Raw genomic sequence first — 23,210 nt, forward strand, 5'->3', positions numbered from 1 at the left:
TGCTCTACTCCTCCGGCTCCGTCGTGAACATCAGCGGATAGCCCTTGGCCTTGCCGGCTTCGGTGGCGCGCGTCGCCTTGGTCTCGGCGACATCCTTGGTGAACACGGCGACGACGCAGACGCCACGCCGATGCGCAGTGATCATCACCCGGTGCGCTTGGTCCTCGCTGAGTTTGAACTCGCCCTTCAGCACCGTCACCACGAATTCGCGCGGCGTGAAATCGTCGTTGATGAGGATGACCTTGTAGAGTTTTGGCCGTTCGACTTGCGGCTTGATCTGGGTACGCGGTTTTGTGGTGATTTCGGGCATCGGAACCGACAGTTTTGCGTAAGCGATGTGACCGCCATTCTGGCACCGGTGAAACCGGTCGTCCATTTTGATCGACGCGCGAAACCGGTGTCCGCCGACGCGGCCATTCACAATCATGTGGGAAGGTGTCGGTTGCCGTTCAACGGCCTTGGCGGCCGAACATGCGACGGCCGGGAATCTGCCGCACGGCCGCAGCGGGCGGTATATCAGACCGAAAACGGTTTCCGCCGGCATCCGCCCGGCGTTCCAGCCAGGTCGCGATCGGCCACGCGGCGACGCAGATCAACGTCGCGCCGGTCAGCACGACCAGCAGCCAGGTCTGTGCCGGCGTTATGTAGTCCCAGTTGGTGGAAATCGCCGGCGCGAACAGCGAAGGCTCGGTGCGTCCGCTGGCCGGATCGGGGACCGGGCTGGCGGTGAACAGGATAAGCACTCTGGCGAGGCCGGTGGCAACCAGACCGCCGATCACCATCGAGCGCAAAATGGACGAAAGCCGCTTCTTCATGCGGATTGTCCTACACGGCCGGCGTTGCAAACGGGTTAAGTGTCAGTCGAGGCGGAAGCTGCCGGTGCCAGACTTCGCCAAAGATCAGTTGAACCCATCGACCCGCTTCATCGCCAATGTCAGGGCTTCAGCGGCTCGGACAGGAAGAAGGCCGCTCCAACCGAAACCAGCTGGAGCGGCCTTGGTCAACAGGCCGGCATTTTATGCCGGACCTTATCAGGTCTTCGGGGCGTCCTTCTTGACGGCCTTCTCAGCAGCCTTCTTGTGCTTCTTGACGGTCTTCTTGACGACCTTCTTCGGAGCAGCCTTGGCCGGAGCGGCAGTCGCCGGAGCGGTGGTCGTCGAAGCAGCCGGAGCAGCGGTCGTGGTGGCGGCGGCGTTGCCGAGAGCCGGCATCGCGAAAGCGAGAGCGACGGCGAGGCCGGTTGCGGAGAGGATGGACTTTTTCATGGCTTCGTTTCCTTTTTATGCGGGTCAAGTTTCGGAGCGTTACTGAACCGGGTCGTTCGGCGTCACTCCAAGCAGCTTCAAAGCATTGGCGAGCATCCGGATGCCCTGTGCCTGTTTCTTGGCGGCGCAGTACCGGTTGCCCTTTCTCTGAAGTGCCTTTGCCGCGGTGACCTGCGTTGCCGTGGCATGGGTTTCGAGGGCTTCATCAAATTGGTGGCTGAGATTGGCGCACCGTTCGCTCCGGGTTGTGAGCGTCGCCTTTGCGTCCGATTGTCCGACAGCGGCAGTGACCAGGCAGAAGCCCAGCAACGCACCCAACAAACTGATCGACAACCTTGGCATCGGTTTATCCGTAAACCCGGAGACTAGCGTCGCAGCCGATGACCTGACCGCCACGAGATCAGTTATGCCTTTGAAATTTTTCAGGAGTTTTTCTGAACTGTAGAATTTTGTTTCTGGAGTGTGTCTGAGAAAGCCGGTGTGAACTCCATCATAGCCACTGGCCAACATATGGCCTGAATTCTATCGTGTGGGTTGCGACCGAAGGGCTTGGCAATCAAAGACAGAAGGGCTTGGCAACAATGACAGGGCTGCTGTGAAATCCGATGCACACATACTGATCGTCGACGACGACAAGGGCATCCGCGACCTGCTGCAGGAATTCTTCCAGAAGCGGGGCCTGCACACCTCGGTTGCCGCCGACGGCATCGAGATGGAGACCATCCTGCGGCGCGTCCAGGTGGACCTCATCGTCCTCGACGTGATGCTGCCCGGCAAAAGCGGGCTGGAGCTGTGCCGCGACCTGCGCGCCCAGTATTCGACGCCGATCATCATGCTGACCGCCGTCACCGAGACGACCGACCGCGTCGTCGGCCTGGAAATGGGCGCCGATGACTATGTGCCCAAACCCTTCGACCCGCGCGAGCTTTTGGCGCGCATCCGGGCCGTGCTCAGGCGCAATGGCGCCGCCGAGCCGAAGCGCGCCACCACCAAGCAGATCTACCGCTTCGCCGGCTGGACGATGGACTGTGCCCGGCGCCGGCTGATCGCACCCGACGATGTCAGGGTCGAGCTGACCATGGCCGAATTCAACCTGCTGCAGACCTTCGTCAAGAGTGCGCAGCGTGTGCTGACCCGCGACCAGCTCATCGAACTGTCCGGCGGCGACAGCGACTATTCCTTCGACCGCAGCATCGACATCCTGGTCAGCCGGTTGCGGCGCAAGATGGAGGACGACCCGAAGACGCCCAAGCTGATCCTGACCGTACGCAGCGGCGGCTACCAGTTCCTGCCCGAGACGACCTCCGAATGAGACGTTTCCTGCCGCAGACCTTGCCTGTCTGGGTGCTGCTGATCGTCATTGCCGGCCTGCTGATCAGCCAGGTCGCGACCCTCTACATCGTCTCGCGCGACCGCGCTGCCGCCAACGACGTCGTCGACCTCTACCGGCTCAACGACCGTGCCTTCTCGCTGGTGCAGCTCATGCATGACGCCAGTCCGGACGAGCGCAAGGCGACGGCGACCGGCCTGTTCAACTCCACCTACGCGCTCACCGTTTCGGACACGCCGGCGGTCACTTCGTCGATCGCCGGCGACGACGAACTGGCCGAACTCGAAGACATCCTCGTCGGCCGGCTGTCCAAATTCGGCATCACCGATGCACGCGTGCGCCGCGATCCGGCGACGCGCGAGGCCGACGACGCGGACGGCACGACGCCAGGACCCGACATCGGCCAGGTCGAGCGCGACCTTCTGGTGCTGGCCGCCGACTTCGCCCAGAGCGACAAGCTGACGGCATCGCTGCGCTTCGCCGACGGCCAATGGCTGAATTTCACCGAACCGATCACCCCCGTCGGCCCGATCCTGAGCTTCGACAGCCTGCCGCTCTATTCGCTGATCGCAGGGCTGGTGGTGATCATGTCGATCTGGTCGCTGCGCCGGCTGACGGCGCCCTACCGGATGATGGAAACCGCCGTGAACCGGATCGGCAAGGATCTGAAGAGCCCGCCGATCGCCGAGGGCGGCAGCCGCGAGGTGCGTGCCGCCGCCAAGGCGATCAACGCCATGCAGGCGAGGTTGCGCGAATATGTCGAGGACCGCGAACATCTGGCGGCGGCACTGGCGCATGATCTGCGCACGCCGATGACCAGGATGCGCCTGCGCCTGGAGCTGTTGCGCAAATCGGCGGTCCGCGAGGCGCTGGCGCACGACCTCGCCGATGTCGAGAGCATCGCCAGCTCGGTGATCGACTTCGCCACCTTCGAAGTGACCGAGGAAAAGAACGAACGCATCGACTTCTGGTCGCTCGTGGAATCGATCGCCGACGGCTATGACGACGTCTCGTTCGACGACGAGACCCGTTCGCGCGGGCTGATCTGCATGGCGCGGCCGGTCGCGCTCAAGCGCTGCGTCACCAATCTGGTGCAGAACGCGGTCACCTACGGCAAGAAGGCGCATCTTTCGCTGCGCCGGTCGGAGGACATGATCCTGCTCACCATCCGCGATGAAGGGCCTGGCATACCGCAGGCGCAGATCGACGCCGTGTTCGGCTCGTTCGTGCGCCTCGAACAATCGCGCAACCGCCAGACCGGCGGTCTGGGCCTCGGCCTGACCATTGCCCGCAACATCGCGCGCGCCGCAGGTGGCGAGATCCGCCTGTCCAACAATCCCGGCGGCGGCCTGCTGACGCAACTGCGCCTGCCGCTGGCGGCATAAAAACAAGGCGCGCCCGGTCGCCGCGCCTCGCCGCCGTTGGGTTTCGAAGAAACTACCGCCGCAACACCGCGCTCAGCACATCCCTGATGCCGATGGCGCCGACAAATCGCGACTGGTCGTCAAACAGCGCTACCGGAGCGGTCTGCGAACGGTGCATGGCCAGCATGACGGTTTTCAGCGAGGTGCCGGGATTGGCCCAGAACACTTGCGCGGCTTCCTCGGATTGGCCTTCGACGTCGGCGCACGACACCCAGACCGCCGGCTTGCCGTCGCGTTCAGCCGCCGCCACCAGCCCGTGATCGTCGATCTTGAAGCGCGTCGTCTTGCGGCGGTCGAGCCAGACCCAGCCGTCCTTGCCGTGCTCCAGATCGCGACGGTCGCGCATCACGTTCCAGGCGGTCAGCACCGACAGCGGGTTCACATTGGCGATGAAGTCTCGGACATAGTCGTTGGCAGGCCGCAGCACGATGTCTTCGGGCGCGCCGGTTTGCACGATGCGCCCACCCTCCATGATGGTGATGTGGGAGCCGATCTTCAGCGCCTCCTCGAGGTCGTGGCTGACGAAGATGATGGTCTTCTTCAATTCAGCCTGCAGCTGCAGCAATTCGTCCTGCAGCTTGGTGCGGATGAGCGGGTCGAGCGCCGAGAACGGCTCATCCATCAACAGGATCGGCGCCTCGGTGGCGAAGGCCCGCGCCAGGCCGACGCGCTGCTGCATGCCGCCCGAAAGCTCATGCGCATATTTCTTCGACCACTGGTCGAGATTGACCAGCTTGAGCTGGCGTTGCACGCGCTCCTTGCGCTCGGCTTCCGGGACGCCGGCCAGTTCGAGGCCGAGACCGACATTCTCCTCCACCGTGCGCCAGGGCAAAAGGCCGAACTGCTGGAACACCATCGCCACCTGTTTCTGGCGCAGGCGCCGCAAGGTCGCCTCGTCGCAGGTGACGACATCGACGGTCTTGTCGCCATCCTTGACCAGCACCTGGCCGCGCGACACCACGTTGAGCCGGTTGACCGCCCGCAGCAATGTCGACTTGCCCGAACCGGAGAGGCCCATCAGAACGGAGATCTCGCCCTCGTTCACGGTCAGGCTGGCGCCGGCGCAGCCCAGTACATTGCCGGTCTTTTCGAGGATCTCGGCGCGGCTGGCGCCGGCGTCGATCATCTTCAGCGATCCGGCCTGGTCGGCGCCGAAGACGATATCGACGTTCCTGAAATCGACGGCGACGGTCATTTCTTGCCTCCAACGGCGATGCGGGTCATCCGGTCGAGCACGATGGCCAAAACGACGATAGCAAGCCCCGCCTCAAGCCCGAGGTCGATGCGGCGCGAGCCGAGCGCCCGGTTGATCTCGGTGCCGAGCCCGCCGGCGCCGATCAGTGCGGCAAACACCACCATCGACAGCGACAGCATGATCGATTGCGTCAGGCCGGCCATGATGGTGGGCAGCGCCGACGGCAGTTCCACCTTCCACAGCAGCTGGCTCTTGGTGGCGCCGAAAGCCTCGCCGGCCTCGACGATCGACTTCGGCACCGAGACGACGCCCAGATGCGTGAGCCGGACCGCGGTCGGGATGACGAAGATGATGGTGACGATGAGGCCGGGCGCGTTGCCGAGGCCGAACAGCGTCAGCACCGGGATCAGGTAGACGAAGGTCGGCAGCGTCTGCATCAGGTCGAGCACCGGCAGCATGACGCGGTAGACCTTCGGCTTGTGCGCTGCCCAGATGCCGAGCGGCACGCCGATGGCCATGGCCATGGCAGCGGCCGCGACGACCAGCACCAGCGTCTGCACCGTCTGCTTCCAAAGGTTCTGGTTGATGATGAAGATCAGGCCGAGAAAGACGCCGATGGCAAGTGGCCGCGAGCGTTGCAGCAGCCAGGCGATAACAGCGATGACCAGCGCCAGCAGCACCGGCGGCACCATCAAGAGGATGCCGACCAGCCCGTCGAGCAGGAAATTGAGGCCATTCGAAAAGGCCCTGAACACAGTGTCGAAATTGTCGGTGAGGAAACCGAAGAAGGCCTTTCCCCAGGCGCCGATCGGAATCTTGTGATCGACCATGAATTTCGAAATCGGATCCATATCGCCCCTCTCGTGCAGGAGACCGCCCTGCCCCTCGGCCTCGGCCGTCGTCATCTTGTCACAGGATATGAAAAAGGGCAGCCTTTTCTAAGATGGCTGCCCTTCCTGGTTCGGCTTTGCCGAATTCAGTCGGCTCAGCTTCCGAGCGCGGTCTTGATGGCGGCGGCAGCGTCACCGCCGTCGAAGGTAGTCACGCCGGCTATCCACGGGGCAACGGCATCCGGGTGCTTCTTCAGCCAGTCGGTTGCAACCGTATTGGCGTCGCCGCCCTTGAGGATCGCGTCCATCATCTCGCCTTCCATGTCCAGGTTGAACTTCAGGTTGGCGATGAACTTGCCGGCGTTCGGGCATTCGGTGGTGTAGCCCTTGCGCACATTGGTGTAGACGGTGGCGGCGCCGAAGCCGCTGTCGCCCATGCCGTCGAGATAGGTGATCTTCATGGCGCCCATCACCGGATGCGGCGTCCAGCCGAGGAAGGCGATCCATTCATTGTTCTTCATCGACTGCTCGGCCTGCGTCAGCATGCCGGCTTCCGAGGATTCAACCAGCTCGAAGCCTTCGAGATTGTCCTTCGGGTTCTTGATCATATCGAGGATGATGCGGTTGCCGTCATTGCCGGCCTCGATGCCATAGATCTTGCCGTTGAACTTGTCCTTGAACTTGCCGATATCGGTCAGCGATTTGACGCCGGCGTCGGCGACATAGGTCGGCACGACGATGCCGTAGCCGGCGCCGGTCAGGTTGGTGCTGATCGTCTCGACCGAACCGTCGGCTGTATAGTCCTTGATGTCGTTGGTCATCGACGGCATCCAGTTGCCGAGGAACACGTCGAGATCCTTGTTCTTCAGCGACGCCATGGTCACCGGCACCGACAGCTGGATCGTTTGCGGCTCATAGCCGAGCGCGGTCAGCAGCACGGAGGCGACGCCGGTCGTCGCCTGGATGTCGGTCCATCCGACATCGGAAAGGCGCACCGCCTTGCAGCTCGCCGGATCACCGGCGTAGGCAGCGCTGGTGGACAAAAAAGCCGCCAGGCCGAGGCCGGCGACGAAAGAGTTCATACGCGACATAGACAGTCTCCCATTGTGATTCTTTGGCGAAGCGTAGCTACGGTTTCTATGCCCGCCTTGTTTCGTCAGCCAAACACCATTCTGGTGTGGTTTCAAGCATTAAGACAATCACGATCAACGGCGCGGGCTGGCCAATCAGCGACACATCAGGCGCTTTTGTCTGGCCAGCCGGCTTTTTCAGGGGAATGCCGCTCTGGCCCCTCCCCGTGTCAGCCCAAGTCGGCTTAAAAGAGCGGCATGGCCAAGCTTTACTTCCACTACGCGACGATGAACGCCGGCAAGACGACGATGCTCTTGCAGGCCTCTTACAATTACCGCGAGCGCGGCATGGGCACGATGCTGTTCGTCGCCGGCCACTACCGCAAGGGCGATACAGGCCTGATCTCGTCGCGCATAGGCCTGGAGACGGAAGCCGAAATGTTTCGCGACGGCGACGATCTGTTCGCCCGCGTCGCCGCTCATCACGCGCATACGTCGGTGCATTGCGTCTTCGTCGACGAGGCGCAGTTCCTCGAGGAAGAGCAGGTCTGGCAGCTCGCCCGCATCGCCGACCGGCTGAACATCCCGGTCATGTGCTACGGCCTGCGCACCGATTTCCAGGGCAAGCTGTTTCCCGGCTCGCGCGCGCTGCTGGCCATCGCCGACGATTTGCGCGAAGTGCGCACCATCTGCCGATGCGGCCGCAAGGCGACGATGGTCGTGCGCCTCGGCCCCGATGGCAAGGTGGCGCGCCAGGGCGAGCAGGTGGCGATCGGCAAGGACGTCTATGTCTCGCTCTGCCGCCGCCACTGGGAGGAAGAGATGGGCCGCGCCGCGCCAGACGACTTCATCGGCTTTATCAAGGGCTGACGGTCGGCGGCCTTGACCCCGGCCCGATGCAGCGTTTCTTAAGGCCTCGGTACTATAACGCAGCCAGCCAGAGCTCCCCGGGGTCAGCCATGCTTCGAGCCGCTTCGTTCGCCAGTATCCTTCTCCTTGCCAGCTCGCTCGTAGCCCATGCCGGCGGTGATCCTGCCCTGGGCAAGAAGGTCTTCAACCGATGCATGGCCTGCCATGACGCAGCCACCGACCGCGACAAGGTCGGTCCGCATCTGTTGGGCGTCGTTGGCCGCACTGCCGGCAGCGCCGAGAGCTTTCTTGGCCACTATTCCGAGGCGATGAAGAGTGCCGGCGCCGCCGGCCTGGTCTGGGATGAAGCCAATCTCGCCGAATATCTCAAGGCCCCAAAGCTGAAGGTGCCGAGCAACAAGATGGCCTTCGGCGGCCTGACCAATGACGACGACATCGCCAATGTCATCGCCTATCTGAAGGCCGATCCCAAGCCCTGATCCGCTGTTCTTCAGCTCTGTAAAACCGGCTTTCGCGTCGCATATCGCGGCCGCGATTGCTTCAGTGATTTGCCGAATACAAAGGCATCCGTGCGCCATCGGCTTGCCGCATGAAAGTTCAATGACAGCTGAACTACGGCTGGCAGGCAAGCTAATCACGCCAGGCCCCCGCCTTCACTGGTTTTCAAGACCCTGATGGATTCTTTTGTTTTCACGCCGCCCTTGTCTTCACGTCTTTCAATCCCCCGATGCCCCACATATATTCGCCGCTGTTCGCGACCAGCGACGTCATGCCGAAGCGGGAGGCCCCAATGGCGACATTGCAGAATTTCGACGCCGAAATTGCCAAGACCAAGCAGGTCGTGCAGGACATGCGCTCCAAGATCGAGCAGTCCGGCACCATGCTTGATACGCTCGCCACATCGGACCAGAAGATCGGCGACGCCAATTTCGACCTCGAGAACGCCCGCATCGAGGATGTGCTGAAGCAGCAAAAGGTGATGGAAGGCAACATTGCCGACCTGATCATCGGCCTGGAGGACGCCACCAACGTCTTCGGCTCCGAGTTCGAGAGCATGAAGAACTACACCGGCTGGGAAAAATTCATCGGTATCTTCTCCAGCCAGAGCAAGCAGCGCATGCGCACCGACCGCGTCCGCAACATGTCGCTGGCGGGCAACCTGCAGGAATTGCTGGTCAAATCCGACACCATCGTCGGCATATTGAAGGCGCAGAAAGAGGTCCTCGACCAGCGCTACAAGACCTCGGAAACCAGCCTGTCGCAGGTGATCGAGCGCCGCAAGACCACCATGACCAACCTCGAAGCCGTGCAGAAGCGCATCGAGGAGCTCAACCCGATGCTGCTCGACATCGAAAACAAGATCGCCGCTTCGACCAGTCAGAAGGACCGCACGCAGCTCGAAGGCGAACGCTCCAAGCTGGCGACGGAATACAACGAAAAGCAGGCCAAGGAGCAGGAGCTGCTGGCCGAGAGCCAGACGCTCGAGCGCTACACCTCGATGTTCCAGACCTTCGTCGATTCGCTCAACAACCAGATCGCCGCGCAATCGACGCTGATCAACAAGCTGACCATCGATACCGAGCAGCGCATCGTGCTCTACAAGGCGCTGGAAGATTCGCTGAAGACCGCCGCCCAGCAGGACGTCGCCCACAAGATCAACACGCTGGGCAGCCAGGTCGACAACACCGCCGAGGAAACCATGGCCGGCATCGGTGCTGCTTCGCAAAAACACATCGGCGACCTACTCGAGATGCACGAGAAGAACATGGTCGCCACCGCCGACATCCAGCGCCGCAAGAAGCTGGCCGACGATGCCTTTGCCCGCCGCTTCGACGAGGTGCTGAAGAAGCACAATTCGGCAAACTACGTGCAGTCTTAGGGGTGACAGGACTGCCCGCGAGCGCACAGGCATGACCCCCGAAAACGAAGCGGCGGCACGATATTTCTCCGCCATCACGGCCGCGCTGAGCGGTCTTGAAGTGTTCATGCGCGACGATCGCTCGCCGCTTTACCGGCACGGCATCGTCGCCAAGATCGTCGCCGAATACATCGCCCGGCTCGACAAGTCGTTTTCCTGCTGGCGCAACCGGCTGGGCTTCATGGACACGTTCCGCATTTCGCGGGCCGAAAGCGGATTCCCGGTGTTCCAGAACCTGCTCGAACTGGAAAACGACCGCCGCCAGGCCGACGCGCGGCTTGCCAACATCCCGCTCGCCGGCGAATTGCGCGAGGAAATGGCCGACTTCATCCTGCGCCACAAGGAATTCCCCGAGGCGCTGCAGAAGTCGATGGCCGAGCGGCTCTATCTCGAGGACGTGAAGAGCGAGAACACGTTCGGTCCCTTCACGCTGGCGCAAACCGCCAAGGTCTCGGTCAATCCGAAGACGGGACGGCCCTATTATCTCGTCCATTGGGCGACGTTCGACGGCAGCGCCAACCTGCCTCTGGTCTACATGGTGACGGTGGAGGATTCTTCCGACGCGATGATCCGCCAGCTTGTCGACAGAAACGGCAAACTCAACGAGACGGTCGACATTCCGCTGCCGGTCGACGGCCTGCTCAATCCCGAGCTTGCCCATCGTTTCGACGATTTCACCGAGAAGAACTCCGCCTATACGCTGTCGCCGGCAACCATCGCGGTCAACCTCGACAAGGATTTCGAACCGTTGCACCCCAAGCAGCTGCGCCGCGTCGTGCTCGGCCCGTTCTATTCGGTGGGGATTACCGACAACAATTCGACGGTGACCGAGGTTCTGGCCAAGGTGCGCAAGCCGCAAAATGCCTGGCTTTTGACCTGGACGATCCAGGAGGTCTATTCCAAGAGCGAGAAGCCCGGCCGCAAGGGCCTGTTTTCGAGTGAGAAGACAACGCAGGAATTCTTCATCAACACTGATGATCTCGAAGCCGCGCGTCAGGGCGTGTCGAGCTATGAAAACCATGCGCTGATTCCGCACGAGGCCTATCAGGCACTCTACGCCGCCGGCGAAGCACAGAAGATTTTTGCCGGCTACAAGGTTCATATCCTGTCCAACGGACAGGTCATCTCAGACGTCTGACCGTCACACCACGGAGCACCCTTCATGGATACCGGCCTGACCACCATTCCGGAAGCCGCCATCGAGAAGCACCGCGCCACCGCGCAGAGCTTCATCACCCGCATCGTCGTGCTGGAGGACCCGTCACGGGAGTCCGGCACCGCGCTTGCCGGCACCAACCGCCGCTTCGTCTCGACCGTCTCGGTCGGCTCGGTGCGTCGCACGCGCGAGGTCGAGCTGGCCAAGACCGTCGGCGCCGTTCATCCCGACGACCAGCTGCTGACCATCCGGCAGCACACGCTCCTGTTTCGCGCCCGGCGCGGCACGGCGATCGCGCTGGCCATATCGGACGTCTTTGCCGAAGGCTCCGACCTCGAAAGCCTGCAGGCCAGGAATACCCGCGCGCCGCTCGAAGGCGACGAAGCGGCCACCTTCAAGAAGCTTCTGTCGGCCTCGGCTTACATCTCCGCCTTCAGCCTCGCCTCCTACCTGTTCCAGCTGATCGACAGCGACGGCGAGGCACCCAACGACATCCCCGAGCCGGACTTCCTGTTCGACACGCCGCAGGATGCGGTGAAGTCGATCCTCGCTGGCCTCGACAAGGCGATCTCGGGATCGTCCGATGATGCCGATTTGATGACAAGGGCACGCGCCTTCGCCCGCGTCGCCATCGACGGGCTTCTGGCCCGCAAGGGCCGCTTCGACGGCATCGGCCCGTTCGAGAACGCCCATATCCGCATCGATGCCGACGATTTCACTCTCGATGGTTTCGACGTCGCGCCGGGCAAGCGCTCAAAACCGCTGGTGATGACCTTCAAGAAGCCGGAAGAGGTCGTCGGCAACCACATCGCCAAATACCAGTCGGTCAAGCTCGCCAAGATGCTGATGGCCTATGATTTCGAGCGCGAACTCAATCCGTTCGTCGAGCTCGGCGGCTTCCTGTTCACCTTCATCGGCGACGGCGCCCCCGGCACCGGCAAGACGACGCTGATCCAGATGATCGCCGGCCTCGTCAACGGCTATTGCCAGGTCGCCGGCTATCCCTTCGCCTACGAGAATTTCGGCGTCGACCAGATCTCGTCCTACCAGGGCAAGTCGGGCCAGAACTGCCGCCAGTTCATCAACAATGTCTTGAACCCGCGCGTCATCGGCTTCGGCACCATCGACGACATCGACCAGGTGGCGGCGCGCCGCTCCGACGACCGCGCCTCGGCCGGCCAGCAGGAGATAACAGGCGTCTTGATGGACGCCTTCGCCGGTGCCGCCACCGTGGTGCGCGGCAACTGCTCGTTCGGCATGTTCTCCAACTACCCCGAAAATGTCGACGACGCGCTGCGTCAGCGCGCCGGCGCCCGCTGGCTGGTCGACGGGCCGCAGAGCCGCGACGACTACATCGATATTTTTGTCCTGCTGGCGGGGAAAAACCACAAGATCCCGCTCGGCGACCACGATCTCTACGCCGCGCAGGAAATCCAGCGCGCCGTGACCGAAGCCTATGAGGAGCACGAGAAGCCGCAGGAAGATGGGCTGATGAAGGTCTACGAGCGCTACATGAAGGAGAACGGCGCGCCGAAATCGATGGCCGATATCGGCACCTATCTGCACCTGATCAAGGATGCCGAGCCCCGCTTCACCGGTCGCGCCATCAAGAATGTCACCGACGCCATCAAGATGCGCGCCATGGACATCGAGCTTCCCGACGACTGGTTCGAGAAGCCGGAAGTCTTCATGCACAAGGGCTACGACGAGAAGAAAGCGATGATCGAGGAACTGCGCGGGCCGTTCTCGATGGACATGGTCATGCAGGAGATCAACCGCTACGCCGACTCGGAGTTCCGTTATTCCGACAAGTCCGACGACTCCGCCGTGGAAAAACTGCTGCGCGACGCCCGCCTGCGCGAACGGGCTGCGCGCGAGATGGAGGAGATGAAGAAGAAGGGGCTATGGAATGCGTGAGCTGCGCCGGCCTTCCCTTCACCCCTTGTGGGAGAAGGCAAGATGAGCCCCGCCAAAAAACCCGATCTCCTGCGCGACAATGAGCTGATCTATGGCCGGCTGCTGACGGTCGACGAGCCGCATCTGATCCAGCGCTACAACAAGGCGCTCGCCGCATTCGGCTTGAAGCCGACCAAGCTGAAGACCTTCCAGATCGATCGCACCGGCTTTTCGCCCGAAGTGGCCGAGGAATGCGACGACTACGACTATCTCGATCCCAACGAGGTCAACCGCCGTTTCATCATCCTGACGCCGTCGCAGATCGACCTGCCGGTGGTGCACACCGCCTTCTCCAACACCTCGCAGCTGATGTTCGAGTTCATGTCCAAGAACCAGCGCGCCATCGATGCGCTGACGATCAAGGATGTCATCTACGGCGAGATCGAGGATTCCGTTCCCAAGGTCAACGATATCGAGGACCTGCTGTCGATCAGCCAGGTCGAGTTCAAGGTGCTGTCGGCTGAGGATGTGCTGGGCAAGGCCGCCGAGCTCGGCAAGCTCGTCGACCGGTTGAAGCAGGAGCCCGACGCCTGGCGCGACAGCGCCATGCTGAACCGCATGGTCGAGCTCGCCAAGATCTGCGGCGACATCCGCGAGAACGCGCTGGTGCCCGACCAGGTGATCTTCCGCCACAACGCCTACTGGACCAGCCATTTCGGTGGCCTTTACGTCTTCGTCGACCCGGATGTGACGACGGTGATCAGCGATCCTGCGGCGCCAGGCTTCCGCCGTTCGCGGCCGTGGCAGGTCAGCTATCTTTCCATTAACGACGCCGACAAGGTGTTCAAGTTCCTCGCCACCACCGGCCGCATCGAGTTGCCGCGCGCCTCCTGGGTCGAGGCCTCGGGCTATCTCGAGCACCGCGCCGAGATGGTGGTGCGCGCGCTGATCCGCGATGCCGAGCCGAACCGCAACTTGACCAATGTCGACAAGGTCTGGCTGCAGACCTGGATCCAGAGCCATGCCGACCTGATCACCAGGGACGGCAATTTCCCTTTCCTCAACGCCGCCAAGCGCGAGATCGCCCAGCTCGGCCACCTCAAGATCGAAGATGTCTTCCCGCAGCAGCGCTTCCTGGTGATCCGCGCCAAGCCTGACCATCCTGACGCCTGGCTGACCAACCGGCTGATCTCGGATTTCGTGCCGTCGGACTTCGTCTCGCGCTACATCTTCAACAAGGACGGCTTCTACAAGGACTATGGCGGCTTCAGCGACGCCTGGCGATCGCATGTTGTGGACGTTCTCAAAACCACATATTTGAAGGACAAGGTGGCGTTTCGCACGCGCCTCTACGGCCTGACTGACTAGAACGAAAATGAACCGTTATTTCGTTCTAACTTCTTGTTTTGGCGCATAATGTTATCCAAAAAGTCTGCAACTTTTTGGCATCATGCTTGAGGGGGTGACACAGCCATGCTCGATCCGATCGTGAACTTCTTCACCCGCATTTTCCAGTGGATCGGCCGCGGTATCGGGCTTTTGATCGGCGTCATCCTGTGGCCGTTCCTGTGGGCCGGACGCTGGTACACGCAACGCGGCTGGATCCTCAAGGCGGCGGTCGGCCTTGCTCTGCTGGTGCTGATCGGCCTCTATGCCAATTTCTTCTACGCCACCCAGTGGTGGAACAATTTCAACCCGAACTATCCGGACACCTACACGTTCGAGAAGCGCAATGTCTCCGCTGGCGAACAGGTCTCCGCCGGCGCCGGCACCGACACGGCCAAGACCTGCGGCAACTCCGGCATTGCCCAGATCGCCGCCGACCTGACCGACTTCAACGTCAACCAGAATGCCTGGATCTCGTCGATGATCCTCTACAAGCTCGGCCTGTTTGGCATCGACTGGGACAACACGCCGTGGATGGACAACAAGGCCTCCTTCCAGCGCGGCATCAACCAGGCGGTGCGGCGCACGGCGACTGAACTCGCCGACAATCTCGGCCGCGTCCGCACCACCTCGCAGATCGACAGCGATCTGCAGAATGCCCGCGGCAACCTGCAGTTCGACGAGGAGACCTGGTATTTCGGCCTGAACCCGTTCGGCCCCAAGACACCGACGCCGAGCTACTATCGCGACGCCGTGCGCATGCTGCGTTCCTTCAACGCTCGCCTTGCCACCTGCCAGGCGACATTCGACGCCCGCGCCGACAATCTGAAACAGTATATCGACCGCATCTCGTCCGACATCGGCTCGACCTCGGCGATCCTCAAGGAACGCGCCGAGAACCACAACAATGGCTGGTTCGACTTCCGCGCCGACGACCGCTACTGGTTCGCCTATGGCCAGCTCTATGGCTATTACGGCCTGATGAAGGGCGCCCAGGCCGACTTCGAGGACGTCATCAAGGAAAAGCATCTGCAGAACCTCTGGGACACGATGGACTCGCAGTTCGTTTCGGCGCTGAAGATCCAGCCTTTCATCATCGCCAATGGCCGCGAGGATGGCTGGCTGTTGCCGACGCATCTGACGACGATGGGCTTCTATGTGCTCAGGGTGCGCTCCAACATGGTCGAAATCAGCAACGTTCTGACGCAGTAGCGCTGTTCCATTGGGACCAGGCGATGGCGAATTTGCGCCGTCGCCTCTGTCGCATTCCGTGCATTGTGCGGCTGTTTTGAGACGGCGGAACGACGCGTCCTCTGGCTTCTATACGGCGCGGCAACGGAGCCAGGAAGAACCGACGACAGGTCGGCCGGTCCGCAGAAGAATTTTCTCAAGAGGAAACATAGTTGCATACAAGTTGACGCCGCGGCAGCGACAGGGTTAGAACATGCCCGCGCCCGGTTCCAACCTGCTTGCCAGTAAGACCAAACCCGTCCCCTCCACCGTCCAATCCAGAGGAAAGCCGTCATGGCCGAAGTGAAGTCCGACATCGAGATCGCGCGCGGCGCCAGGAAAAAGCAGATCCAGGAGATCGGCCAGAAGATCGGCATCCCGACCGAACACCTGCTGCCCTACGGCCACGACAAGGCCAAGATATCAGCCGAATTCATCAAATCGGTGAAGGGCAACAAGGACGGCAAGCTGATCCTCGTAACCGCCATCAACCCGACGCCGGCCGGCGAAGGCAAGACCACGACCACGGTTGGTCTCGGCGACGGCCTGAACCGCATCGGCAAGAAGGCGATCGTCTGCATCCGCGAGGCTTCGCTCGGCCCGAACTTCGGCGTCAAGGGCGGTGCCGCCGGCGGCGGCTATGCGCAGGTCGTGCCGATGGAGGACATGAACCTCCACTTCACCGGCGACTTCCACGCCATCACCACCGCACACAACCTGCTTTCGGCGCTGATCGACAACCACATCTACTGGGGCAATGAGCTCGGCATCGACACCCGCCGGGTCGTCTGGCGCCGTGTCATGGACATGAACGACCGCGCGCTGCGCGAGATCATCTGCTCGCTCGGCGGCGTCGCCAACGGCTTCCCGCGCGAGGGCGGTTTCGACATCACCGTCGCCTCGGAAGTGATGGCGATCCTCTGCCTGTCGACCGACCTGAAGGACCTGGAAAAGCGCCTCGGCGACATCATCGTCGCCTATCGCCGCGACAAGTCAGCCGTCTATGCCCGCGACCTCAAGGCCGACGGCGCCATGGCTGTGCTGCTGAAGGACGCCATGCAGCCGAACCTGGTGCAGACGCTGGAGAACAACCCGGCCTTCGTGCATGGCGGCCCGTTCGCCAACATCGCGCATGGCTGCAACTCGGTCGTCGCCACTACGACGGCGCTCAAGCTCGCCGACTATGTCGTCACCGAAGCCGGCTTCGGCGCCGATTTGGGTGCTGAAAAGTTCTTCGACATCAAGTGCCGCAAGGCGGGCCTGAAGCCGGCAGCGGCGGTCATCGTCGCCACCGTGCGCGCCATGAAGATGAATGGCGGCGTCAAGAAGGAAGACCTCGGCAAGGAAAACGTCGAAGCGGTGAAGAAGGGCTGCGCCAATCTTGGCCGCCACATCGAGAACATCAGGCAGTTCGGCGTGCCGGCGGTGGTTGCCATCAACCATTTCTATTCCGACACCGACGCCGAGATCCAGGCGATGAAGGACTATGTCGCCTCGATGGGCGAAGAAGCGATCCTGTGCAAGCACTGGGCGCACGGCTCGGCCGGGATCGAGGATCTCGCCAACAAGGTGGTGGCACTGGCCGAATCCGGCGCCTCGCAGTTCGCCCCGCTCTATCCCGACGCCATGCCGCTGTTCGAGAAGATCAACACCATCGTCCAGCGCATCTATCGCGGCTCGGAAGCGATCGCCGACAAGTCGGTGCGCGACCAGCTCAAGGCGTGGGAAGACGCCGGCTACGGCCATTTGCCGGTGTGCATGGCCAAGACCCAGTATTCCTTCTCGACCGACCCGAACCTGCGCGGCGCGCCGACCGGCCACACCGTGCCGGTGCGCGAGGTCAGGCTTTCGGCCGGTGCCGGCTTCGTCGTCATCATCTGCGGCGAGGTCATGACCATGCCGGGCCTGCCGAGGGCGCCGTCCTCGGAAAAGATCTTCCTCAATGAGGCCGGCAATATCGAAGGCCTGTTCTAAAATCCTTCAATTCAAACAGAAAGGGCGCCGCAGCGATGCGGCGCCCTTTCGGTTTTTTCGGCTAGCCCTAAGCTGCGCTGCGCGACAGGGCCCGCTGGTTGGAGCCGAAGATCGTGTCGCGCTCCGGCAGCGCGCCGGTCTGCAGGCACTCCACCCATTCGGCGGTCTTGAGCACGGCGGCGAAGCGCGACTGCAGGATGATCGTGACCACGCGATGGATCTCCTCGGCCGAGGCGTAGCCGGCGCTGTTGGCGTAAGGCACCGAGCCGGTCGCATCCGACAGGAACTCGATGGCAAAGCCCATATGCACGGCGTGGATAATGGTCGACAGGTCACAATTATGCGTCATGTAGCCGACCACCGTGATCGTATCGATGGCATTGGCGCGAAGCCAGTTTTCCAGGTCAGTGCCGGTGAAGGCGGAGGGCAGGTTCTTTTCGACATAATGGTCGCGCTCGCGCCTGGCGATTTCGGGATGCAGTTCGCCGCCGTGACTGCCCTTGGCAAAGATCGGCGAGGTCTCGGGCGCCATCTGCTTGACGACCACCACCTTGATGCCGGCAGCAGTCGCTGCATCCATGGCGCGTGCCACATTGACGACGCTGTCGCGGAACGGCGGATGCTGGATGGCGAGATTGCCGCCGTCGTAATCGTTCTGCACATCGACGACGATCAGCGCCCGGCGCGGCGTGGTGTTGGCTGGGTCAGACATGGTGTTTCCTTTCCGGCTTGAATTCGATGGATGGAAGATAGGCGGGCTGCCAGACAGCCGAAAGTGACCCGATTGACATCATTCGAAAGAATTGGGACAATCCGCATCCAACCGCTGGAAGCACCCATGAACGACCCGATCATTGCCGTCCTCGCCTTCGACGGCATCAGCCCGTTCCATCTTTCCGTACCGTGCCTGGTCTTCGGCGAGGACAGGACGGCGCTTGGCCTGCCGCGCTTCGACTTCCGCATCTGCGCGGTCAAGGCCGGGCCGATCCATACCGAAGCCGGGCTGACAATTGCCGCGCCGCATGGGCTCGAAGGGCTCGACGGCGCCGATATCGTCATCATCCCGAGCTGGCATCATCTGAGCGAACCGGTATCGCCGCTGCTGATGGAAGCGCTGCGCCATGCGCACCAACGCGGCGCCTTGATTGTCGGCCTGTGCCTCGGCACCTTCGCCATTGCAGCGGCCGGGCTGCTTTCGGGCCGACGTGCCGCGACGCACTGGGCCTATTGCGAACAATTGCAAACACTCCATCCCGACATCGCTGTCGATGCCGCGGTGCTCTACGTCGACAATGGCGATGTCGTGACCTCGGCCGGCGTCGCCGCCGGCCTCGACTGCTGTCTCCACATCGTGCGCGCCCGCTATGGCGCGGAAGCAGCACTCCGGCTCGCCCGCCAGATCGTGCTTTCTCCGCACCGGCAGGGTGGCCAGGCACAGTTCATCGAGCATCCGGTGGCAAGAAGCGCGGACGCCGACCGCTTCACCCAGGCCCTCGACGCGGTTCGCGCGACGCTTGGCGAGGCGCATAGCCTGGACCGCGTCGCCGAGGCCGCCGGCCTGACCCGCCGCACCTTTACCCGTCGCTTTCAGAAATCGATCGGCGCCAGCTTTGGCGATTGGCTGACCAGCCAGCGGATCGAACTGGCGCAGCGTTTGCTGGAAGCGACGGAGAAATCGATGGACATGATCGCCTTCGAAGCCGGCTTCGGCAGCGCCACCTCGTTGCGTCAGCATTTTGCCGCGAGACTGAGGACATCGCCGGCGCAATACCGGCGCGAGTTTTCCAGGCGAGGCGATCAGGAAGAGCGCATGACGTATGTCCTGTCGTCCTGACCTGTTCAGCCCCGCTTGACCGGCCGCGCCGGATTGCCGATCACCGTGGCGTTCGCCGCCACGTCGCGCGTCACCACCGCACCGGCGCCGACGATGGCGCCTTCACCGATGCTGACGCCGCCAAGGATGACGGCTGAGCCGCCGATCCAGGCATTGGCGCCGATCTCGATCGGTCGGGCGATCTCCAGTCCGGCCTGCCGCCCACTGGCCTCCTTGTGGTGCTCGGCGCAGTAGATCTGCACGTTCGGGCCGAGCAGCGTTGCCTTGCCGATGCGCACGCTCGCCGTGTCGAGGATGGTGCAGCCGGCATTGAGGAAGACGCCGTCGCCGAGAAAGATGTTGAAGCCATAGGCGCAGTGGAACGGCGCCTCGATACGGGCGCCCTCGCCGGCTCTTCCCAGCAGTGCCTTCAGACCCGGCCCGAGATTGCCGCGTTGACGAGGCGGCAGCAAGTTGTGCTCGAACACCGCATCGCGCGCTATCATCCGCAACGACTCCAGTTCGTCATCGAGGCAGGTATACCATTCGCCGGCCACCATCTTCACGCGCTCGCTCTCAGCCATGATGCGGTCTCCAGTTCACGTCCTTGCAAAGCACAAGTGCAGCCAAAAGCGCCGATGCCAGTACTGGTCAAATATTGGACCTATGGTAGCCTGTGACTCAAGGCCATCTTGGCCCGTGATCGAGGGGGATCGACCATGCTCTACATTCTGGCACTTCTGATCGGCGTCATTGCCGGTCTTCGCGCCATGACGGCGCCGGCCGCCATTGCCTGGGGCGCTTATCTCGGCTGGCTGACGGTTGCCGGCACCTGGGCGAGCTTCATGAGCCACTGGGCGGCTGTCGGCATCTTCACCATCCTGGCCATTGTCGAGTTGGTCACCGACCAGTTGCCGTCGACGCCGAGCCGTAAAGTGCCGCAGCAATTCGGCGCCCGCATCGTCATGGGCGCCTTCACAGGCGCGGTGATCGGCGCGACAGGCGGCGCCACCATCGGCGGCCTGATCGCGGGGGCCATCGGCGCTGTCATCGGCACGCTGGGCGGCGCCGAAGCTCGCGGCCGGCTCGCGGCCGCCTTCGGCAAGGATCCGCCCGCCGCCTTTATCGAGGACGCGGTGGCGATCATCGGCGGCCTGCTGATCGTAGCGGCGGTGGCATGACGACGAAAACCTTCGACGCCATCATCATCGGTGCCGGACAGGCTGGCCCTCCGCTGGCCGGGCGGCTGACGGCCGCCGGCATGAGCGTCGCGCTGATCGAGCGCAAGCTGTTCGGCGGCACCTGCGTCAACACCGGCTGCATGCCGACCAAGACCATGGTCGCCAGCGCCTATGCCGCGCATCTGGCGCGCCGCGCCGCCGACTATGGCGTGACGCTCTCCGGGCCGGTCGGCGTGGATTACAAGGTGATCAAGGCGCGCAAGGACAAGGTCACAAACGACGCTCGCGGCAATCTCGAGACCTGGATTGCCGGCATGGACAAGTGCACCCTCTATCGCGGCCATGCGCGTTTCGAATCCGCCAACACGGTGCGCGTCGGCGACGATCTGCTGACCGCCGAAAAGATCTTCCTCAACACCGGCGGCCGCGCCTCGGTGCCCGACCTTCCCGGCATCCACGACATCGACTATCTGACCAACTCGTCGATGATGGATCTCGATGTGCTGCCGCGCCATCTCGTCGTCGTCGGCGGCAGCTACATCTCGCTCGAATTCGCTCAGATGTTCCGCCGCTTCGGCGCGGAAGTCACCGTCGTCGAGAAGAGCCCGCGCCTGACCGGCCGCGAGGACGAGGATGTCTCCGCCGCCATCCTGTCGATCCTCGAAAACGAAGGCATCGCGGTCCATGTCGGCGCCGACGACATTGCCTTCGCCAGACAGGGTGACGACATCGCCGTGACCTTCTCCGCCGGCAAGCCACCGGCGGTCGGCTCGCATGTGCTGCTGGCGCTGGGGCGCACGCCCAACACCGACGATCTCGGCCTGGAAAGGACCGGCGTCGAGGTCGACAAGCGCGGTTTTGTCACCGTCGACGACCAGCTGCGCACCAGCGTGCCCGGCATCTGGGCGATGGGCGACTGCAACGGCAGGGGCGCCTTCACCCACACCTCCTACAACGACTACGAGATCGTCGCCGCCAATTTGCTCGACAACGATCCGCGGAGGGTCAGCGACCGGATCGAAGCCTATGCGCTCTACATCGACCCGCCGCTTGGCCGCTGCGGCATGACCGAGGCCGCAGTGAAGAAATCCGGCCGTCGCGCGCTGGTCGGCCAGCGGCCGATGACCCGCGTCGGCCGCGCTATCGAAAAGGGCGAGACGCAGGGTTTCATGAAAATCCTGGTCGATGCCGACACCAGGGAGATCCTCGGCTGCTCGGTGCTCGGCCCCGGCGGCGACGAGGCTATCCATTGTGTGCTCGACCTGATGTACGCCAAGGCGCCCGTCGACACGCTGGCGCGTGCCGTGCACATCCATCCCAATGTTTCGGAGTTGCTGCCCACCATTGCCCAGGAGCTGAAGCCGCTGGCGTGACAGCCCGTTGAAGACCCCATTTTAAAGCTCTTCCTTTTCTGCATCGCTGCAATGCAGCAATGCAGCTTGCGTACGGCGGCGTGCTTCGCGCAGTCTGGAATTGAACCGATTCAGTCTGGACGCACCATGCCCTTGCCGATCCTTGCGCTTGCCATTGCGTCCTTCTGCATCGGCACCACCGAATTCGTCATCATGGGCTTGCTGCCTGAGGTCGCCGCCGACCTCGGCGTGTCGATCCCCGCGGCGGGCCTGCTGGTTACCGGATATGCGCTGGGCGTCGTCTTCGGCGCCCCGATCGTCGCCATGGCCACTGCGCATTTGCCGCGCAAGCCGGTGCTGGTCGGGCTGGCCGTGCTGTTCGTCGTCGGCAATCTGTTTTGCGCCATCTCGCCCAACTACTGGACGCTGATGGCCGCGCGCGTCTTCACCGCTTTCGGCCACGGCGCCTTCTTCGGCATTGGCTCGGTCGTTGCCGCCAGCCTGGTGCCGCGCAACAAGCGCGCCAGCGCTATCGCGCTGATGTTCGCCGGGCTGACGCTGTCCAACATCCTGGGTGTTCCCGCCGGAACCGCACTTGGCGAAGCGTTCGGCTGGCGCTCCACCTTCGTTGCCGTGGTCGGTATCGGCCTGATCTCGGTGGCAGCGATCGCCTGGTTGGTGCCGTCCGATGTCGCCGAGCCAAGCGGTGGCGGCCTGCGCGGCGAGCTGCGCGTGCTGGGCAAGCTGCAGGTCTGGCTGGCCATGCTGATCGCGGCGCTGACCTCCGCAAGCCTGTTCACCGTCTTCACCTACATCAAACCCTACCTCACCGAGGTATCGGGCTTGTCGACCTCGGCAGTCACGTGGGTTCTGCTGCTGTTCGGCGCGGGCATGACCATCGGCAACATCATCGGCGGCAGACTGGCCGACTGGAAACTGATGCCGACAGTGATCGGCACCCTGCTGCTGATGGCCCTGCTTTTCGTTGGATTCAGGCAGTTCGGCGCAATCGCCAGCGTTGCCATCGGCATCGTCTTCCTGTGGGGCCTGCTCATCTTCGTCGTCGTGCCGCCGTTGCAGATCCGGGTCGTCGAGGCGGCCTCCGAGGGACCGAACCTTGCCGCCACGCTGAACCAGGGCGCCTTCAATATCGGCAATGCCAGCGGCGCCTGGATAGGCGGCGTGGCCCTGTCCGCCGGTGTTTCCTATGCCAATTTGCCGCTGGTCGGCGCAGCACTCGCTCTTTTGGCGGTCACCGTCGCTGTGCTGTCGCAGGCGCTGGACCGGCGCGCGCCGGTCATCCCGCTTCCGGCTGAATAG

23 protein-coding genes are annotated in these 23,210 nt (G+C 62.9%); 14 read left to right on the top strand and 9 right to left on the bottom strand.

The annotated features are described in order from the left end of the window. Nucleotides 1-4: 4 nt before the first annotated feature. The 4 genes from clpS to AC0L2D_RS22630 form a co-directional block, all read right to left on the bottom strand. The gene (gene clpS, locus AC0L2D_RS22615; RefSeq protein WP_224621525.1) at nt 5-310 is read right to left on the bottom strand and encodes an ATP-dependent Clp protease adapter ClpS; all 306 of its coding nucleotides are present in this window, start codon (nt 308-310) and stop codon (nt 5-7) included. 139 nt (nt 311-449) lie between these two features. Beyond that, a complete protein-coding gene (locus AC0L2D_RS22620) occupies nt 450-815 on the bottom strand; it encodes a hypothetical protein (protein WP_013529963.1) in 366 nt (121 codons plus the stop codon). 216 nt (nt 816-1,031) lie between these two features. Beyond that, entirely contained in the window at nt 1,032-1,265 is a 234-nt protein-coding gene (locus AC0L2D_RS22625; protein WP_013529962.1) for a hypothetical protein, read from the bottom strand. Nucleotides 1,266-1,304: 39 nt separating this feature from the next. Next, nucleotides 1,305-1,607 carry a hypothetical protein gene (locus tag AC0L2D_RS22630; RefSeq protein ID WP_024504541.1) on the bottom strand — a complete coding sequence of 101 codons (303 nt, stop codon included), beginning with the start codon at nt 1,605-1,607 and terminating at the stop codon, nt 1,305-1,307. 253 nt (nt 1,608-1,860) lie between these two features. Between AC0L2D_RS22630 and AC0L2D_RS22635 the strand changes: the two genes are divergently transcribed. Both AC0L2D_RS22635 and AC0L2D_RS22640 read left to right on the top strand, forming a co-directional pair. Beyond that, nucleotides 1,861-2,577: a response regulator gene (locus AC0L2D_RS22635; protein WP_013529960.1), complete on the top strand. Its 717-nt coding sequence runs from the start codon at nt 1,861-1,863 to the stop codon at nt 2,575-2,577. Continuing rightward, on the top strand, nt 2,574-3,980 hold the full coding sequence (locus AC0L2D_RS22640) for an ATP-binding protein (protein WP_063168853.1): 1,407 nt from the start codon (nt 2,574-2,576) through the stop codon (nt 3,978-3,980). Before AC0L2D_RS22635 ends, AC0L2D_RS22640 begins: the two co-directional genes overlap by 4 nt. A 52-nt stretch (nt 3,981-4,032) precedes the next feature. Here AC0L2D_RS22640 and choV read toward each other — a convergent pair whose 3' ends face one another. The 3 genes from choV to AC0L2D_RS22655 all read right to left on the bottom strand — a co-directional run bounded on the left by choV (nt 4,033) and on the right by AC0L2D_RS22655 (nt 7,135). After that, nucleotides 4,033-5,214 (bottom strand): choline ABC transporter ATP-binding protein, encoded by a 1,182-nt coding sequence (gene choV, locus AC0L2D_RS22645; protein WP_024504539.1) that lies wholly within the window; start codon nt 5,212-5,214, stop codon nt 4,033-4,035. Next, nucleotides 5,211-6,065, bottom strand: a complete 855-nt coding sequence (gene choW / locus AC0L2D_RS22650; protein WP_337123927.1) for a choline ABC transporter permease subunit — start codon at nt 6,063-6,065, stop codon at nt 5,211-5,213. Before choW ends, choV begins: the two co-directional genes overlap by 4 nt. A gap of 134 nt (nt 6,066-6,199) precedes the next feature. Continuing rightward, nucleotides 6,200-7,135 carry a choline ABC transporter substrate-binding protein gene (locus AC0L2D_RS22655; protein WP_013529956.1) on the bottom strand — a complete coding sequence of 312 codons (936 nt, stop codon included), beginning with the start codon at nt 7,133-7,135 and terminating at the stop codon, nt 6,200-6,202. A gap of 237 nt (nt 7,136-7,372) precedes the next feature. Between AC0L2D_RS22655 and AC0L2D_RS22660 the strand changes: the two genes are divergently transcribed. The 8 genes from AC0L2D_RS22660 (at nt 7,373) to AC0L2D_RS22695 (ending at nt 17,544) form a co-directional block, all read left to right on the top strand. Then, nucleotides 7,373-7,984 carry a thymidine kinase gene (locus tag AC0L2D_RS22660; protein ID WP_027162173.1) on the top strand — a complete coding sequence of 204 codons (612 nt, stop codon included), beginning with the start codon at nt 7,373-7,375 and terminating at the stop codon, nt 7,982-7,984. A gap of 89 nt (nt 7,985-8,073) precedes the next feature. Further along, entirely contained in the window at nt 8,074-8,463 is a 390-nt protein-coding gene (locus tag AC0L2D_RS22665; RefSeq protein WP_013529954.1) for a c-type cytochrome, read from the top strand. A 311-nt stretch (nt 8,464-8,774) separates the two neighbouring features. Continuing rightward, entirely contained in the window at nt 8,775-9,863 is a 1,089-nt protein-coding gene (locus AC0L2D_RS22670) for a hypothetical protein (protein WP_473542472.1), read from the top strand. Nucleotides 9,864-9,894: 31 nt separating this feature from the next. After that, nucleotides 9,895-11,040, top strand: coding sequence for a hypothetical protein (locus AC0L2D_RS22675; protein WP_027162175.1), 1,146 nt, complete (start codon nt 9,895-9,897; stop codon nt 11,038-11,040). 24 nt (nt 11,041-11,064) lie between these two features. Further along, nucleotides 11,065-12,975, top strand: a complete 1,911-nt coding sequence (locus tag AC0L2D_RS22680; protein WP_473542474.1) for an AAA family ATPase — start codon at nt 11,065-11,067, stop codon at nt 12,973-12,975. A 42-nt stretch (nt 12,976-13,017) separates the two neighbouring features. Then, on the top strand, nt 13,018-14,322 hold the full coding sequence (locus AC0L2D_RS22685; RefSeq protein WP_224675194.1) for a DUF6638 family protein: 1,305 nt from the start codon (nt 13,018-13,020) through the stop codon (nt 14,320-14,322). Nucleotides 14,323-14,427: 105 nt separating this feature from the next. Next, entirely contained in the window at nt 14,428-15,552 is a 1,125-nt protein-coding gene (locus AC0L2D_RS22690; RefSeq protein ID WP_013529949.1) for a DUF2333 family protein, read from the top strand. Between the two features lie 312 nt (nt 15,553-15,864). Next, nucleotides 15,865-17,544: a formate--tetrahydrofolate ligase gene (locus AC0L2D_RS22695; RefSeq protein WP_013529948.1), complete on the top strand. Its 1,680-nt coding sequence runs from the start codon at nt 15,865-15,867 to the stop codon at nt 17,542-17,544. Between the two features lie 67 nt (nt 17,545-17,611). Here AC0L2D_RS22695 and AC0L2D_RS22700 read toward each other — a convergent pair whose 3' ends face one another. Beyond that, nucleotides 17,612-18,256: a cysteine hydrolase family protein gene (locus AC0L2D_RS22700; RefSeq protein ID WP_473542477.1), complete on the bottom strand. Its 645-nt coding sequence runs from the start codon at nt 18,254-18,256 to the stop codon at nt 17,612-17,614. Between the two features lie 126 nt (nt 18,257-18,382). Between AC0L2D_RS22700 and AC0L2D_RS22705 the strand changes: the two genes are divergently transcribed. After that, nucleotides 18,383-19,378, top strand: a complete 996-nt coding sequence (locus tag AC0L2D_RS22705) for a GlxA family transcriptional regulator (protein ID WP_024504530.1) — start codon at nt 18,383-18,385, stop codon at nt 19,376-19,378. Nucleotides 19,379-19,383: 5 nt separating this feature from the next. Here AC0L2D_RS22705 and AC0L2D_RS22710 read toward each other — a convergent pair whose 3' ends face one another. Next, nucleotides 19,384-19,941, bottom strand: coding sequence for a sugar O-acetyltransferase (locus AC0L2D_RS22710; protein ID WP_027162180.1), 558 nt, complete (start codon nt 19,939-19,941; stop codon nt 19,384-19,386). Nucleotides 19,942-20,076: 135 nt separating this feature from the next. On the opposite strand from AC0L2D_RS22710, the gene AC0L2D_RS22715 reads away from it, so the two are divergent. The 3 genes from AC0L2D_RS22715 (at nt 20,077) to AC0L2D_RS22725 (ending at nt 23,210) form a co-directional block, all read left to right on the top strand. Next, nucleotides 20,077-20,538, top strand: coding sequence for a membrane protein (locus AC0L2D_RS22715; protein ID WP_027162181.1), 462 nt, complete (start codon nt 20,077-20,079; stop codon nt 20,536-20,538). Further along, complete coding sequence (locus AC0L2D_RS22720) at nt 20,535-21,911, top strand: FAD-containing oxidoreductase (RefSeq protein ID WP_473542480.1); 1,377 nt, start codon at nt 20,535-20,537, stop codon at nt 21,909-21,911. The genes AC0L2D_RS22715 and AC0L2D_RS22720 overlap by 4 nt, the downstream gene beginning before the upstream one ends. Before the next feature lie 126 nt (nt 21,912-22,037). Next, the gene (locus tag AC0L2D_RS22725; RefSeq protein WP_013529942.1) at nt 22,038-23,210 is read left to right on the top strand and encodes an MFS transporter; all 1,173 of its coding nucleotides are present in this window, start codon (nt 22,038-22,040) and stop codon (nt 23,208-23,210) included.

This window comes from Mesorhizobium sp. WSM4833 (assembly GCF_055811095.1).